This window comes from Paenibacillus sp. 1011MAR3C5, from assembly GCF_003591485.1.
In the GTDB taxonomy this organism is placed as follows: domain Bacteria; phylum Bacillota; class Bacilli; order Paenibacillales; family Paenibacillaceae; genus Pristimantibacillus.
This window is the reverse complement of record NZ_QZCF01000009.1, coordinates 68,431-83,886: the sequence shown is the minus strand read 5'-3', so window position 1 is coordinate 83,886 and position 15,456 is coordinate 68,431. Positions and strand designations below refer to the sequence as shown.

The window sequence follows — 15,456 nt, the reverse complement described above, 5'->3', positions numbered from 1 at the left end:
CCATGAACAATAGCCGATTCATCAGCGCCATAATTGGCATGCAATATGTATCCAGATGGAAAGAGTTTTCTCCGCGCTACAAAGACAATGCCGCCAGCCACAGCTTCCGCTGCGCTTCTATCGCCGTGCTTGCCGGCATCGCCGAGGAGCAGCTCTTCGGCAATCGCATCAACAAGCTGCAGTTGGCCGCCAGAGCGCTGCTGCATGATCTCAATGAGACCGTCACCGGCTCCATCAAATACGTCACCAAAAAAGACAAGCATGTCGCCGGACACATCCAGACGCTCGAGGCGGAAGTCAGCAAGGATATCGTGTCCCAGCTGTCCAAGTCGCTCCAGTCCCGCTTCTACGACTACATCGTGGATGCCGAGGATAATACCTACATCGGGCAGCTTGTGCGCGGCATCGATACATTCGATGCGATGCTCTTCTGCAAGCGGGAGTATGAACGCGACGCCAGCACCTTGTTCAAGGAGAAGTACGAGGAATTGAGAGATGAGCTGCGGCGCTCGCCTTGCCATTCGATACTGTGGCTGCTTGAGCAGTCGGAGCAGAATGAAGGCATCCGGCAGTTCCTGCACCATATTCTAAACCTCGATCTGATCGAGCGCTGGGGCGGCAGCTTCAACTTGGTCCCCGATAACGACGCCACGCATTCCTTCCGCGTAGCAGCCATGTCGCTGTTCAACGGATTGCTGGAGGCGGAGCGGTTCGACCGCAAGGATATCGATCTGTACCGCTTGCTCGGCAAGTCGCTGCTGCATGATGTTGTGGAGGGCGTCAGCGGTGATGTCGCTTCCCCTATCAAGAAATCTTCGCCAGCGATCCGTCAGGCATTCGAGCAATATGAGCGGGAAGTTGCGAAGGAGATGGTGGGGCAGCTGCCTGCCTTCCTTCATCAAGAGCTGACGGACTTCCTCGTCGATGCGAAGGACGACACCTACGAGGGGGAACTCGTGGACATTGCAGACAAGATCGACGCGCTAATCAAGAGCAATCTGGAGATGCGCAATAATCCCCATTACGGCGACAAGTATTATCAGCAGCTCATTCATATCCAGCATCATTACGAGAATCCTTGCGTTATCTTTTTTCTCGCGTATATTTTGCACGATTTGACCTACGACCATTTTGTCCGATAATAGATACCCATAGAGAAAAAAGAAGCTATTTTAAAAGTAGGTAACTTAAAGACATCTCCCTTTGATGAATGAACCGGCGAAAATAAGAGATGGCGGTGCCAGGGTTTTATCCCAGCACCGCCATCTTTAGCTTTTCGTTTGTCTTACCATTTAAGATGGGCTATCTAACAATTAATCTAGACAAATCCGCCCTTTTGTCGCGATTAGCGGTGTGTAGCACAGCTATTTCACTTTTCGGGGTGATTCCATGCATTTAACGTTGCTCTGCAACGCTATTTACGCGATGCCGCCCTTTTGTCGCGATTAGCGGTGTGTGACACAGCTATTTCGCTTTTCGGGGTGATTCCATGCATTTAACGTTGCTCTGCAACGCTATTTACGTGATGCCGTCCTTTTGTCGAGATTAGCGGTGTGTAGCACAGCTATTTCGCTTTTTTAGGACTGCCCTGCTTGTATTAATAATGTATTATTGCTGAGCGCTCCAGCCGAACGGATACGCCGGCGAAATTTCCAGAGGCAATGTGCCTGCCGCTTTCAGATCGCCAAGCAAAACTTTCGCTGCGGAAGACAGTGCAAGCGGTCTGCACTCGTACACCGCGAGGTAGCTCTTCACTTCCGGATACAGGAGCAAGTCGAGCGGATTGCGCACCGATACCGCTACAACGCGGTCGCCTGCCAATTTGACCGCTTCACGGGCAACATCCTTCTCCAGCGGATGCTTCGATGCATCGTAAGTGACGACAACGATTTGCTCGAATTCATCCAAGCCTTGCAGCGCGTCTTCGCTGTTCATCTTGCGCTCAACAACATTCGCGCCATAGTGCTTCAGGAAGTCGCCCAGTGTACCGTCGCCGGACAACATCTCGTCGGCTACCGATACCGGTACAATATCCGGCCACAGCACCAGCGTCTGCACATCGCGCTTCAGCGGAAGCGATGCGCCTTCGTTCTTCACCAGCGTAACGGAAGCCTCGCTCCACTTGGCAGCAACAGCCTTGTTCGAAGTCGTGCCGATGGCATCCTTCACATTCTCCCATGGCTCGATCGGCTGCTCCAGCTGGCGCTTCTCTTTCAGCTTCAGTACGCGGCCAACCGCTTCGTCGATACGCTCCATGGAGAGCTCTCCGCTCTCGACAGCCGCAGCTACCGCTTCAAGCGCAGCAACCTGCTTCTCAATACGGTGGGAGACCAGAACCATGTCAGCGCCCGCTTTGATCGCTTTCACTGCACCCTGCGCCGGACCGTAGAACTCATCGATTGCGCTCATCTCCAGACAGTCGGTTACGACTACGCCATCATAGCCCAGCTCCTTGCGAAGCAAGCCTGTCAATACGTTCTCCGACAGCGTCGAAGGCACGCCGCTCGGCTCCAATGCCGGTAAGCACACATGTGCGGTCATAATGCAGTCTGTACCCGCTTCAATCGCCGCCTGGAACGGCAGCAGCTCGATCGCGTCCAGACGCTCGCGGCTATGCGGCAATACGGGCAACGCATGGTGAGAGTCGACAGAAGTGTCGCCATGACCAGGGAAGTGCTTTACCGTAGCGGCTACGCCTGCGGATTGATAGCCTTGCACCGCGGCAACGCCGAGTCTCGATACAACGTCGGAACGGTCGCTGTACGATCTAACGTTAATAACCGGATTGTCCGGGTTGTTGTTCACGTCGATACATGGCGCGTAGTTCATCGTAATGCCAAGCAGTCTGAGCTCTTCGCCGCAAATGCGTGCCGTCTCTTCTGCCGCTTCGGATTGGCCCGTAGCGCCAAGCGCCATATTGCCCGGCATAAGCGTTACGCCGTCGACCAGACGGGCTACCATGCCGCCCTCTTGGTCAATTGCGATAAAGATCGGCGGCTTGCCCGCGTCCTTCGCAATCTTCTGCAGCTTCACAGACAAGCCGTGAACTTGCTGCGCGCTCTCCACGTTGCGTGTGAAGTAGATCGTGCCGCCGATGCCGTAAGACTCAATCAGCCCTTTAATTTCTTCGGTAGGCTCGAATCCGTTAAAGCCGAATACGAACAGCTGCCCGATCTTTTGTTTCAAGTCCCAGTTTTTCCAATCCCCATAACGTGCCATTCCATTCATCCTCCTACAAGTTCCATCCGTTTTTTAACTGCTTTCTTCCTCAGCTTCCGCCTCGAAATCCTTCCCCTGCGACTGAAATTTGCTCCGGTAGTCGGTCGGATTGTCTCCCGTATACTTCATGAACACTTTGGTGAAGTACCGGCGCTCCGCATAGCCGACCTCTTTCGCAATTTGCGCGACGCTCTTCTGAGATTCGGCAAGCAAACTCTTGGCGCGCTCCATACGTTGTCTGGTCACATATTCAATGAAAGTCTCCCCGTAGGTCTGCTTGAACAGCAGACTAAAGTAAGACGTACTTAGACCAACATGGGTAGCGGCTTCTTCTACGCTAATATCCCGGTACAGGTTTCGATCCAGAAAGATTTTGGCTTCCGACATGGAGTTTTCGGATTGCTTCTTCTTATCCATAGAGCGCTCAGACACCGCGCTTGTTACCTGCTGGATAAAGGTAAGCAGATCCTTAATCCCGAACCGAAGATCCAGCCTGCGCCAGAGCAGCTCCTCCTGCTCGCGGGTGAAGACTGCCATCTCTTTCATTTCCCTCATCAAATGAAGGACAAAAAAATGAAGCAGCGGCTTGACTCTGGAGCTGTTGCTCTCATTCAAGAGCTGAAGCTGCTGGGAGATGTTCTCCGCTTCGGCGCCGACGGACGCGACGTCGCCCCGCTTTACGGCGCTGATCAGCTTCTCGGCCGTCACCCAGAACGCCTGATCTGCCCCTGCGGAGCGTTCCTGCTCTAACGGGTAATACGTGATCGAATTGGTAGCAGGCGTAAGCTGCATCCCCATCTGTACGAGCTTGAAGGCGTCCGACAGCTCCTCTACCCGGACGAACTGACGGTAGATGCCTGCGTTAAGCGACAGCTTGATATGATTGCGAACCGCAGTGAGCAGCATCTCCGCCCATACGCGAATAACCGCCACATCGAATACCATCGCCTTATCGGTCTCAATCAGCACGCACCATTCGCCGTCTCTCGTCTGAATGACGGCATGATGAAGCCCATTGCTCTGCAGCTTCTCCCGCAGAACATTGCACACCGCAAAGTTCCACAGCTTGCGTTCCTTATCCGACCAGTCGCGCCAGTCCTTCGTTTTCTCGGAGCTGACATCCAGGTCGAGCACAATCATCACAAATTGCTGCAATCTCAGCTGCTGCTCATCGCCGGAGAATAGCCAGTGACTTCCTGAGAAGTCGGTATAGTCCATTATAATATCATATAAAATCTTCTCGCTGGCAAGGTCTATCATGCGGCCGATCTTCTGCTGCTCCTCAAAAAGCTGCTTTTGCTTATTGCGTTGATTAGACATGACGCGCGCAATCACGCCCGTCAATTCATCATACGGAATCGGCTTCAGCACGTAATCATTGACGCCGTACTGGATTGCGGCACGCGTATAAGCGAAGTCCTGGTATCCGGACAGCATAATAATATCGCATGGGATCTCGCGCTCCCGGATTTGCCGCACAAGCTCCAGGCCGTCCATGACGGGCATCCGAATGTCGCACAGAAGCAGATTAATCGACTCCTGCTCCATCAGCTGCAGAGCCTCTACACCGTTCTTCGCTACGCCCGCCACGGTCAGACCAAGCATCTCCCATGGTATGACTTTCTCCAAATTTCTCGTAATATGCGCTTCGTCATCGACTAGGAGCACTTTGCCTATCATAGTCCCTCACCTCTGCTCTTCGGAATGATGCACCGGATCGTCGTACCGTAGCCTTCAGAGCTGCATATCATCATGCCAAAACCGGCGCCGTAATGAATGCGTAGGCGATCCGCAACATTGCGGATGCCGAGTCCTCTGCGTTCGCCCATCTCCGCTTCGTCATGCGACTTGCGGGAAGGACTGTAGCCGTCGGACAGCTTGTAGAGAACCTCATGATTCATGCCGATGCCGTTGTCGCTGACCATAATGATCAGATGCTGCGGTTCCACCGTCACAGCAATCGTAATTAGTCCCTGCCCATCTTCATATCCATCGAATCCATGCTGGATACTATTCTCGACCAGCGGCTGCAGCGTCAGCTTCAAGATAGTATATTCGAAGGCTTCCTCCGGCACATTAAGCTCATAAGAGAATAGCTCCTCGAAGCGGTATTTCTGAATTTCTAGATAACTGCGGACATGCTCCACCTCTTGCTTGATGCCGATTTCCTCCGTATGATGCATGCTCGTCCGAAGGAGATTGCTCAGCCGCCGGACCATCAGCATGATTTTGGCGCCTTCGTTCTGCGCGGCCAGCGCATTGATTGATTCCAGTGTATTGAATAGAAAATGCGGCTTGATCTGCGCTTGCATCAGCATCATCTCCGCATGCTGCTTGCGCTCCTGTTCCCTTCTAACCTCACTGAGCAAATCTCCGATTCGCTCTACCATGCTGTTGAAGCTGTTAGCCAGCAGCACTGTTTCGTCCTTGCCTTGTGCGGTAACGCGGATATCGAGCAGGCCTTGCTCGACGAGTCTCATTTTGCGGACAACTTTAATAATCGATTTGGCGACCCGGTTCACGAAGAAGACGTTGAACAATACCGCCGAGAGCAGCCCAATCACAGTAATCATGCCGATCCACTGCATGAACCGGACATTCTCATTCGTTAGAGAATTCCATGGCTGAACCGATAGCAGCACCCACCCGTTCCGATCAAGCTGATAGGAGGACACCAGACTGTCTACGCCGTCGAACTTCATCCGTGAGCTCTCGTACGTTTCGGTCAGCTGCGGCATAGAGTTCGTATAATTGTCGATGCTGTGCCCGTCATAACGATTATTGCTGTCCAGCATCACAAGTCCCCGGCTATTCAGAATGAAGTAGCGGGCTCCGGGCGAATCGGCATCCGGATTCTGGAAGGCCTTCAGCATGCTGATGACTTCCTCCGTCTTGAACTGCGTAACCATGATGCCCAGGTCGTTGAACGATTCCAGATCCTTGACCACTCTCATCATCGTGAAGAGCGGAGGATTGACCCCGGTCAAGTCGCGCTGCTCATGCGGACCGATCCAAAGCGGCTTGCCCCCTAGCCGAATTACGTCGTCGTAGAGCGAATGCCGCTGCAGCTCGCTGAACGAAATCGGCTTGAACGTCATAGGGTCATTGCGGTAGGAGCGGAACATCATGCCGTTCTTAGCATAAAGCACGACGTAGCTGACGGCCGGATGCTGGAACAGAATCCGGCTCATCTCCTTCTCTGCCTGAGTGAATCGGATGAGCGTGCTGGGATCATCCATCGGAAGCTCGCTCAGCCTCAGAGGATCCTGCACTTCGGAGCTGATTACGTTGCCGTGGGAGAGCTGATCCAGCTCCCGGAAGAAGTACGATATATTGCCCCCGATCGCCTTCAGGGTTATCTCGGATTGCTCGCTGTATTTCTTCTCCAGCAGCGATTCCGAATTCATGAAAGAGAAGATGCCAAGACCGATCATCGGAATAATGATGAGCGATATAAAGGCAAGCATCAGCTTTGGTCTAAGATTCATGTAAGCTTTGCCCCCTATTTGCTTTCCCACGCCGGGGGAGTGCCGAGTCCGGCCGACTTCACTTGCGCGGCATTCGCCTTCTCTTGGGCGGCTTGAATATTAGCGGCCACTTCCTCAGGGGTGCTAAGCCCGCCAAGCAGCTCCTGAAGCCGAACGCCGATTTCGGCAGTTACAACAGGCTGTACGATCGCGTCGAACGCCGGCCACGAGCTGGAGGCGTTGTTCATAACCGTCAGCACCTCGTTCATAAGTGGATCGATACCAGAGAGGTCGGATAATTTCATGGAGGGCAGCAGCTTGTCTTCCTTCAATGCCCGTTTCTGCACCTCTTCGTTGAAAAAGTTGGCGATGAATTTTTTGACAATCTCCATCTGGTCCTTTGACAGCGTCGACGAGAACCCAAATCCATTCGAATAGGACGCGTTAATGGAATGCTGGTCGCCCAGTCCGCCCGGAATTTCAGGGAATGAGAAGAAGCCGAGCTGCCCCTGCAGCCCTCCGGCGTCCTGGCTCGTGAACTGAACGGCATCCCAAGTGCCCGTGAAGACCATGGCCGCTTGGCCCCGCAGCAGTTGGGAGCCTTGCGCCGGCGTCAGAAGCCCGAGCGCACCTCGTGTGAAGTAGTCCTTGTTCACGATTTCAGCATAGGCCTCGAAGCCTTTGACGAACTGCGGGTCCGTCCATTTGGTCTCGCCGGTAACCAGCTTATTAAACGCGTCGATACCGACGTATCTCTCCATGATGGTATTCCACATCATGCCTGTCATCCAGGCGTCCTTGGCTGCCAGACCGAATGGCACATAGCCTGCTTTCTTAATCTTCTCCGCCGTCTCCATCAGCTCATCCCATGTCTTCGGGATGCCAAGATTCAGGCTGCTGAATATTTTTTTATTATAGAACAGCCCTTCGCTATAGCCGCCATAGGGGACGCCGTATACCCTTCCGTCTATCTTGAATTCATCGAGGCTCTGGAACTTGTCCATCAAATCGAGCTCCTCCAGAATCGGCGTCAAATCCAGCATCCGGTTCGCCTTGACATATAGCTTCAGATCAGCGCCGCCGAATACCTCGAAGATATCGGGCGGGTTGCCGGCAGCCATCTCCTGCTTCAGCTTCGTATCGCGGTTGACGATTTCCTCAATGCCTTCCATCTTGAAGGTAACGCCTTTATTCTCGGCCATCGTCTTGGCGACGACATCCTCCAGCAATCTGAGGCGCGTCTTGCTCGTTTCCTTAATCTGCGTATGCCGCAGCGACAGCGTCACTTCTCGGTAAGTGTCTTCCTGATCATGGGAATCCTTGGGCTCGCTCACGCCGCAAGCAGCGGCGTTCGTCATGAATGCAAGAAGAACAGCAATTAGAATATAGCTTTTCTTCAACGTAGGAAATCCTCCTCGCAGAGATACATGTTCCCCGATCGTACTTCTATTATAGCCTTACTCGCAAAGCAGGAACGAGGCTAAAAAAAACGACAATAAGGGATATAATTCTATTGTTACCGACGAAGTCCTTCCGTGATCTCTCTCACCCGGGCATAGAAAGCCTGCCAATGCTCGCTCGCATGGACGGGTCCAGGGTCGGCAAGCTGCTCTGATTCCTCTTGACTCCCGGCCGGATCAGCCTGACCCTCCCGCTTGCCCTCCAGATTAAGACGATTGATTCTATCCTGCAATCCCTCTCCTGCCATTAGACGCTATCACCCTTTCAGCCAGCCCTCGCGAAGCGCGAACAGCTCTCTCAGCTCATCGGTGCTAAGCTCGGTAATCCAGTTCTCCGAACCGCTTACGACCTGTTCGCTCAGCGACTGCTTGCTATCAATCATCTCGTCAATCTTCTCTTCCAGCGTACCGAGCGTAATGAATTTATGAACCTGAACCTGCTTGGTCTGCCCGATACGGAACGCACGGTCCGTCGCCTGATTCTCCACTGCGGGATTCCACCAGCGGTCGAAATGGAATACATGATTGGCCGCCGTCAAATTCAGCCCTGTCCCGCCGGCTTTCAGAGACAGTACAAATGCGCAGCGCGGCTCGTCTTCCGATTGGAATTCGGTGATCATTTCATCACGCTTCGCTTTCGGAACGCCCCCGTGCAGATATGGAACGGGAACGCCCAGCCCTTCCTCCAGCATGCTCTTGATGCGCTCGCCCATCTCGACGTATTGGGTGAAAATAAGGCAGCGCTCGCCTTCAGCCGCGATCTCCTCGCACATCTCCAGCAAGCGGGCCATCTTGCCCGAACGCTCGATCTCCCAAGCCGAGCCGCCCGTCTCCTTAAGCAGAAGCGAAGGATGATCGCATAGCTGCTTCAGCTTGGTCAGGCTGGATAATATCAGACCGCGGCGCTGCATCGCATCCAGCTTATCCAGCTTCTCCATCAGATCGGATACGATATTCTCATACAGCGTGCCTTGTTCGGTCGTCAGCGTCATATAGCTCTTCGATTCAATCTTATCCGGCAGAGACAGCTGAATAAGCGGATCTTTTTTGACGCGCCGGAGCATGAACGGCTTCACCCATCTCTGTAAGCCTTCGATCATTTCCTTGTCTCTGGAACGCTCGATAGGCGCGACAACCGCTCTGCGGAAGTCATGCAAGCTGCCCAGATACCCCGGGTTGACGAAATCGTAGATCGACCAGAGCTCGGTCAGCCGGTTCTCCATCGGAGTGCCTGTCAGCGCGATCCGGTGACGGGACTCCAGCCTTCTGATCGCCCCCGATTGCTTCGTGTACACATTTTTGATGTTCTGTGCTTCATCCAGGCATAATGCGTTCCAATGCACGCGCGCCAGCTCTTCCTCGTCCAGCTGCGCCAGCGAATAGGAAGTTATGACGAGATCCGCTTCGCTCACGGACTCCACTAACTCCTCGCCCTTAGGACGCTTGCTCCCGTAATGGAGCACCATTCGCAGACTGGGAGCGAACCGGGCAATTTCCTTCTCCCAGTTGCCTATCACGGAGGTAGGGCAGATGAGCAGCGACGGACCGTTCGCCCCGTCCTCATGCTCCTTCACCATCGCCAAATACGCCATGAACTGAATCGTCTTGCCAAGACCCATATCGTCTGCCAATATGCCGCCAAAGCCGAATTTGCGCAGAAACAGCAGCCACGATACACCTTGCTGCTGATACGGGCGAAGCTCGCCTCTGAACCAGGACGGAGGATCAGCTGCCGGCAGCTTATTCACATGCTGAAGCTGCTCCAGCCATACTGCCAAGTGCTCGTTCAGCTCCACCTCTGTCTTCAGGTCATGAGATTCCTCAGAACCGATATCCAGGTCAGCGCCTCCGCGCAAATGCATCTCCAGCACATCGCGGAACGTCAATCCTTTACGCTTGCCGACGCGCTTCATCCACTGGCGGATTTCTGCGACATCTTGCGGGTCTAGATGGACCCATTCATTGCCCACCTGGAATAGCCGCCTATTCTCTTCCGCCATACGGAGAAATTCGCCTTCCGACAATTGAACATCGCCAAGCGCCAGCTTCCAGTCAAACTGTACGATCTGGTCCAGTCCGAACAGTGATTGTGCAGAAGAGCCGACAGAAGACTTCATCTTCGCCTTCAGTCTGAGCTTTCTGGAGCGTACCGCCTCCCACCATGCAGGCAGAAGGACAGGAATGCCCGCTTCCAGCAGCGCAATGCTGTCGTGCTCCAGGAATGTCCATGCCTCTTGTTCGGCGAGCGTCTTCCTGATCTCTCCGCTTTTCTCCTCCAGATGAGCCAATATGCCCGCCCATTTCATTTCTTCCTTCTCCAACTTCGTCGCCAGGTAAGGCTCCCACTCTTCCGGCAGATCAGGAGCTGTCTGATTGCCCGGGGCATCCGATTCAAGCGGCAGCCACTCTCCGCCATCGCGATTCTGCAGAGCGGGCCGCAAGCGCCAGCTTCTCCCTTCCGCGGGTTCAGCCAGTTGAAGCGCCACGCGGAATGGAAGCATATCCTTCTGGAAGCCGATCGCAACAAGCCATTCTGATTCGTCGGCTCCCTTCCGTCTCAAGACGCCTTCGCCCGCAGTTGCTGCAATGGAGCGCCAGAGCGCACCGGCTTCCTGATCGCCTTCTATGATTTCTTCCAGCGCTTCGCCAAGCCATCGATGAATCTCGGTATCTCCGAACCCGGCTGCTTGCTGAAGCAACTGCTCCCATTGCTCTCTGAGCTCCATGCGCTCATCCGGTATGGCTACAGACCATGCTCTGTGCTCCTCCGACCAATTATGCCAGTCTGGCTCATACCAGCCGTTCCGCAACGCTTCTCTTAACATATTCGCGATACGCATGATAATCGTCATTCGCGGTGACCAGGAGATGCGCAGCAAGCGAACAGGCGCAGGCGCAGACAAATAATCGATAGCCAAGAGAGGGGAAAGCTTCAAATACAGCTGAGCGCCGATGCGGTGTTCCTCAATCTTGGCCCCGTACCATGACGCCTTGTGCCACCCGAATAACAGCGTTCTCTGCTTCCCTTCGGGTATATCCTTCCGTTCCATACCCGTCAAGAAAATCCCGCACTCGCCTTGCCCACCGTTCCACAAACCGTCAATTGTCCATTCTCTCGAGCTGGTCAGCGTTCTCATTTGATAATCTTTCCTTTCCACAGCTCTTCCTGCAACGCCCGCAGCCGTTGATTTTTCGTAACCAGCTCCGTCAGGTAGACGTCCCACTTTGCCGCTTCCTTGATCGATTTGTACAGCTTCTCCAGCTTCTTGAGCTGCTTGACTGCCAGCCGGTAGCCTTGCCTGTTCCGGGAAGCGATCGCGCTGTCTACGGATTGATGATAGAGCGGCAGAAGCACATGCGGCTCCGCCTTCGCAACCTCCCTCATGGCGGCTGCGTCTATCTCCTCGGCTTTCACGCCAAGGAACATTTGCAGATCCGCCCAATCCTCATACCGCTGCAAGCTCAGCCAATGCTCTGACAGCTCAGAATACGAATAGGGAAGCAGCTCCGTCATATAGCCGTTCCATACCGGAAGCTCCGGGCAATTCTCGTCCGCCCGGCGGCACAGCGCCATGAATGGACCGATGTTGCGGGCATTGCGATTCGGGTACACACGCTCATTAAGGAAGCTCATCCAGCGTTCAACCAAGTCCCATTGTCCCGCATCCATACGCTGAGCGACACAAGGATAGATCAGCTTCTGAATGCGCTCAAAGGCCCCTTGGGCAAAGTAATGAATCGATTGCTCATCCTCGCCCCTCAAGAAATACAGCATGCCGACAGCGGCGTACAGGAACGAATCGTTGCGTTCACCTGCGGATGGCTTGCCCAGCTCCGACAGCAACGAATCCAGCTCCCGCTTATGCCAGGCCAGATCGGCTGATAGCTTCTCGCAGAAGGTCAAATACATATATCCCCACTCGAACAGCTGGCGATCCGTCACGAGTGCCCGCGCTTTCATGCGCCCTATCAGCTCGTCGCACCACGCTTGTTCTGCATCGCTCATCGATGCAGGGTCCAGCTCTCCGGCAAGGGTATGCAAATGCTCAATCCATGGCTCTGCCATTCTTAGGAACGACATCTCATGATAATACCGGCTGAAGCTGTCTACGGTATTAATGGCTCGCTCTGCCTGCTCCAGCACGAACAGAATGGCAGTCGACCAGTGCAGTCGCCGGCGAGACGGCTCCCAGTCCTTAGACAATCCCTTCAGTGCGGAGAGGACAGGCTGAAGCGCATGGAGAGAGTGCCGGCATTTCTTCCATGTCTCTCCGTACTCTCCCTCCATCCAGGCAAACCATTCCATGGCTGTTCCATCCTCGCCCGGATGGCTATATGTATCTTCCTGCGGCTGGTCGGAATTCCCCCGGTTAGCCAGCTCGCTGGCCGGAACCAATCCAAGCAAGCGGAAATAAGACTGCTCCGCAGCCGACTCGTCTCCGAAGGTTTCCGCGCAATATTGAAAATACACGGCAACCATATGTTTGCAATACCCATCAAATGGACATGTGCACGTACTGTAGCCAAAATGCTCCGCATCCATCACGACCGCATATAGATCGGTACCCCGCACAATTCCGGTAAGCGTGTCGTGAGCGGTTTCCTTCGCGTTCTGGACATATCCGTTCTTATAATAACTCCAGCCCCGTTTAATAATTGTGCCGGATACATGGTTGCCAAGCTGCTGCTCGAAGGCAGCGTGCAGCTTCTCATCGAGGCGCATAGGAGTTCTTCACCCGCTTTCTTTCCCGTACAATGCATTCTTACCATTATAACAGAAAAAACGCCATGAAGACGAATGTGTTCCGCCCCATGACGCTCAATCCAAGTAATATGAGTCCAGCTGTTATAACGGCAAACGAACGATGACGGTGAGCTGGTCTTGCCCTTCGGCGACGACCGCGGCTTCCCCTTTGTACCGTTCTACAATTCCTTTTACAATCGCTAATCCCAGCCCTTGATGCTGATTTTGTTTGGTCGAATAGCCAGCCTCGAATAATGGCTTCGCTGCTTGCTCCTCAGCTTGATGACAAGCGTTCGTCACCATAAATTCGAGCGAATGCTCCGTTTGGTTCCCTACCAGCAGAACATTCCTTTCCTCCTCGCCATACTTCAGCACCTCATCGAATGCATTGTCGATTAGATTGCCGAGGATCCGGTTAATGTCCAGCGTCTTGCCGCCCATCCCTTGCAGCCTGAGACCGTTGAACCGGCATTGGAAGTGGATGCGGTGTCCTTCCGCCTGCGAGATTTTGGACCGGATAAGAGCCGCAATTGCGGGGTTGCCGATATTGATTATATCGTTCATGACCTTGATTTCACCGGTCAGCTCTTTCGTATACGCCACCAGTTCTTTATGCTTGTTCAGCTCGGCCAGCGAATGAATGGTTTGCACATGATTAATAAAGTCATGCCGCTGTGCGCGTATGGAGTGGAACAGGCTGTTAATCTCTTCGGCGTACGTCTCCTGCGTCACGGCAACCGCTTTATCCCTGGATTGCTTCGCATATCGCATCGCAATGATGGCGATAATCAGGCTTGCCAGTGTCAATAGAGTAATAATGAGTCCTAAATTCAAAAACTGCTTGTTCAGCTTCTCCTGAATAATGCCATAATCCGAAATGATCGTAAGAACATAGTTATTAAGCGGATTGCCCAGCTCATCCACGACACTTATATCGCGGTCGCTCATCGATACGGGAATAAACATTTTATAAATTTGGCGTCCATCCACTTTGTCCGTGTTCGTCACGATCGTATTCGAATGATACGCCTGTTGGACGAACTTCACATCGCTGTCGGATTTTATCCCGTATGTGCCGAACAGGAGAGAACGCTGAACGATATGCTCCTTCGTATCGCCTTCTCTGTCTGTCGATTGGATGCCCTCCGGGAAAGTTCGCGGATTGAACACCGCAATCTCCAGCAGTGATTCATCCTTGTCCACCAAATCCGTCAGCAGCCGCTCCACTCCGGCGATCTGCATATACGTTTCTTGGCTGCTCTTGAAATCGACATAAGGATCGATCATATAATTCGTCGTCCCGTCGTAATAGTAGCCCCATTTGTAAATTTTTTGCTTATCAGTTGAAGAGGTTTCGAACGGGCCGCTCCAAAAATTCGCCATCTTTTGGCCCAGCCAATTGCTCGACACTTCATCCTGATTGAACAGCTGCTGGAAGATCTCATACCATGGCTTCCAATTCTTTGTGCTTGTTCCCGGCTGCGTAGGATCGGAAGATTGATACAGTACAATGTCATCTTCGGTTCGCTTGAGCAAACTGATATGAGCGATATCGAGCTTCTCGCTTAGCTCCTGAAGCTGATCGCTTGTCACTTTCTCGATATCCGGATCGAGCGCATATTGGGCTGCTATTGAAGCCGTTCTCAGCTCTCTGCCGATTTGTTCCTCATAAAACTCCGCGCCTTTTCGCGTTTGTTCTACAGATAGCTCGATTTGCTTCGCGAGCCGGAGCATCTCTTGCTTATGGCCGTCTTCCAGCGTTTTTTTCGTCAAGAAGTAATAGACCGTATTGTTAACCAGGATCAACGCGGCGATCACGCTGATTGCCATAAGCCATACATTGCGCTGCATCTGTCCACTCTTGCCCCTTTATGATCATTTTTTGAGCAGCAATCGAACCGCCCACTTGCGCTCCGATCGCTTCCTGTATCGCGGCAAGGCTTTATACAAGCGAAGTCCCTCCTGGACAGCCAGCTTCGAATCACGGGTCTGGCCCATCTCCTTATAGATCGTCGCCAACTTGTCATACGCTTCGCATGAAGATGAATGAATGCTCTGGAAGTCCTCCAGATCCTTCAAGGCTTGTTCCGGATTATGCTTCATCCGCGCAGCCGCCAGACGCAAATATGGAGCGCCGTATTTGACTTTCGGGTTCAGCTTCAGTGCGCGTTCGATATAGGCTTCACCCTTCTCCGCGTCACCCTGCTGCAAGTAAGAGTATCCCAGATCATCCCAGTATTCGGCCGATTCCGCCAGCGCTGCCTGAAGCGGCTCAAGCACCGCGGCCGCTTCCTTGAATTTCTTGCTCTCAATAAGCAAGCGCGCAAGCTCATGCTTGGAGGACACGTCACTAGGGGAGGAAGCGATATGCTGTCTCAGCTTGGAGATACGGCTTCTTCGCTTGAACGGCTTCCATAGGCTCGGCGTAAGGCCCACGAACCTGCGATCCAGCGCATATAGAATAACGAGCAGTACAATCACTGCGATTATGGGATTCCCCAATAGCCAGCTTAGCCAAAGGAATAGAAATGTAAATTTAATCATGCCATCCTCCACAATACCCAAT

At 53.3% G+C, this 15,456-nt stretch carries 10 protein-coding genes; 1 reads left to right on the top strand and 9 read right to left on the bottom strand.

What is annotated here, in order from left to right:
- Positions 1-2 precede the first annotated feature (2 nt).
- Entirely contained in the window at positions 3-1,142 is a 1,140-nt protein-coding gene (locus D3P07_RS22425) for a YfbR-like 5'-deoxynucleotidase (RefSeq protein ID WP_182914461.1), read from the top strand.
- A 466-nt stretch (positions 1,143-1,608) separates the two neighbouring features.
- Here the strand turns inward: D3P07_RS22425 and D3P07_RS22420 are convergent, their stop codons facing one another.
- The 9 genes from D3P07_RS22420 to D3P07_RS22380 all read right to left on the bottom strand — a co-directional run bounded on the left by D3P07_RS22420 (position 1,609) and on the right by D3P07_RS22380 (position 15,434).
- On the bottom strand, positions 1,609-3,219 hold the full coding sequence (locus tag D3P07_RS22420) for a glycoside hydrolase family 3 protein (protein ID WP_119802477.1): 1,611 nt from the start codon (positions 3,217-3,219) through the stop codon (positions 1,609-1,611).
- Between the two features lie 33 nt (positions 3,220-3,252).
- Positions 3,253-4,899, bottom strand: coding sequence for a response regulator transcription factor (locus D3P07_RS22415; protein ID WP_119802476.1), 1,647 nt, complete (start codon positions 4,897-4,899; stop codon positions 3,253-3,255).
- A complete protein-coding gene (locus D3P07_RS22410) occupies positions 4,896-6,707 on the bottom strand; it encodes a cache domain-containing sensor histidine kinase (protein ID WP_119802475.1) in 1,812 nt (603 codons plus the stop codon). Before D3P07_RS22410 ends, D3P07_RS22415 begins: the two co-directional genes overlap by 4 nt.
- Before the next feature lie 14 nt (positions 6,708-6,721).
- Positions 6,722-8,086 carry an extracellular solute-binding protein gene (locus D3P07_RS22405; RefSeq protein WP_119802474.1) on the bottom strand — a complete coding sequence of 455 codons (1,365 nt, stop codon included), beginning with the start codon at positions 8,084-8,086 and terminating at the stop codon, positions 6,722-6,724.
- 116 nt (positions 8,087-8,202) lie between these two features.
- Complete coding sequence (locus D3P07_RS22400; protein ID WP_119802473.1) at positions 8,203-8,394, bottom strand: hypothetical protein; 192 nt, start codon at positions 8,392-8,394, stop codon at positions 8,203-8,205.
- Positions 8,395-8,403: 9 nt separating this feature from the next.
- Entirely contained in the window at positions 8,404-11,283 is a 2,880-nt protein-coding gene (locus D3P07_RS22395) for a DEAD/DEAH box helicase (RefSeq protein ID WP_119802472.1), read from the bottom strand.
- Entirely contained in the window at positions 11,280-12,869 is a 1,590-nt protein-coding gene (locus D3P07_RS22390) for an SWIM zinc finger family protein (RefSeq protein ID WP_119802471.1), read from the bottom strand. Before D3P07_RS22390 ends, D3P07_RS22395 begins: the two co-directional genes overlap by 4 nt.
- Before the next feature lie 123 nt (positions 12,870-12,992).
- The gene (locus tag D3P07_RS22385) at positions 12,993-14,741 is read right to left on the bottom strand and encodes a sensor histidine kinase (protein ID WP_119802470.1); all 1,749 of its coding nucleotides are present in this window, start codon (positions 14,739-14,741) and stop codon (positions 12,993-12,995) included.
- A 24-nt stretch (positions 14,742-14,765) separates the two neighbouring features.
- Positions 14,766-15,434, bottom strand: a complete 669-nt coding sequence (locus D3P07_RS22380; RefSeq protein WP_119802469.1) for a tetratricopeptide repeat protein — start codon at positions 15,432-15,434, stop codon at positions 14,766-14,768.
- Positions 15,435-15,456: the final 22 nt, after the last annotated feature.

Coding starts and splice junctions, on each gene's coding strand:
- D3P07_RS22425 (WP_182914461.1), top strand. CDS start 3: ATGAACAATAGCCGATTCATCAGCGCCATAATTGGCATGCAATATGTA.
- D3P07_RS22420 (WP_119802477.1), bottom strand. CDS start 3,219: ATGGCACGTTATGGGGATTGGAAAAACTGGGACTTGAAACAAAAGATC.
- D3P07_RS22415 (WP_119802476.1), bottom strand. CDS start 4,899: ATGATAGGCAAAGTGCTCCTAGTCGATGACGAAGCGCATATTACGAGA.
- D3P07_RS22410 (WP_119802475.1), bottom strand. CDS start 6,707: ATGAATCTTAGACCAAAGCTGATGCTTGCCTTTATATCGCTCATCATT.
- D3P07_RS22400 (WP_119802473.1), bottom strand. CDS start 8,394: ATGGCAGGAGAGGGATTGCAGGATAGAATCAATCGTCTTAATCTGGAG.
- D3P07_RS22395 (WP_119802472.1), bottom strand. CDS start 11,283: ATGAGAACGCTGACCAGCTCGAGAGAATGGACAATTGACGGTTTGTGG.
- D3P07_RS22390 (WP_119802471.1), bottom strand. CDS start 12,869: ATGCGCCTCGATGAGAAGCTGCACGCTGCCTTCGAGCAGCAGCTTGGC.
- D3P07_RS22385 (WP_119802470.1), bottom strand. CDS start 14,741: ATGCAGCGCAATGTATGGCTTATGGCAATCAGCGTGATCGCCGCGTTG.
- D3P07_RS22380 (WP_119802469.1), bottom strand. CDS start 15,434: ATGATTAAATTTACATTTCTATTCCTTTGGCTAAGCTGGCTATTGGGG.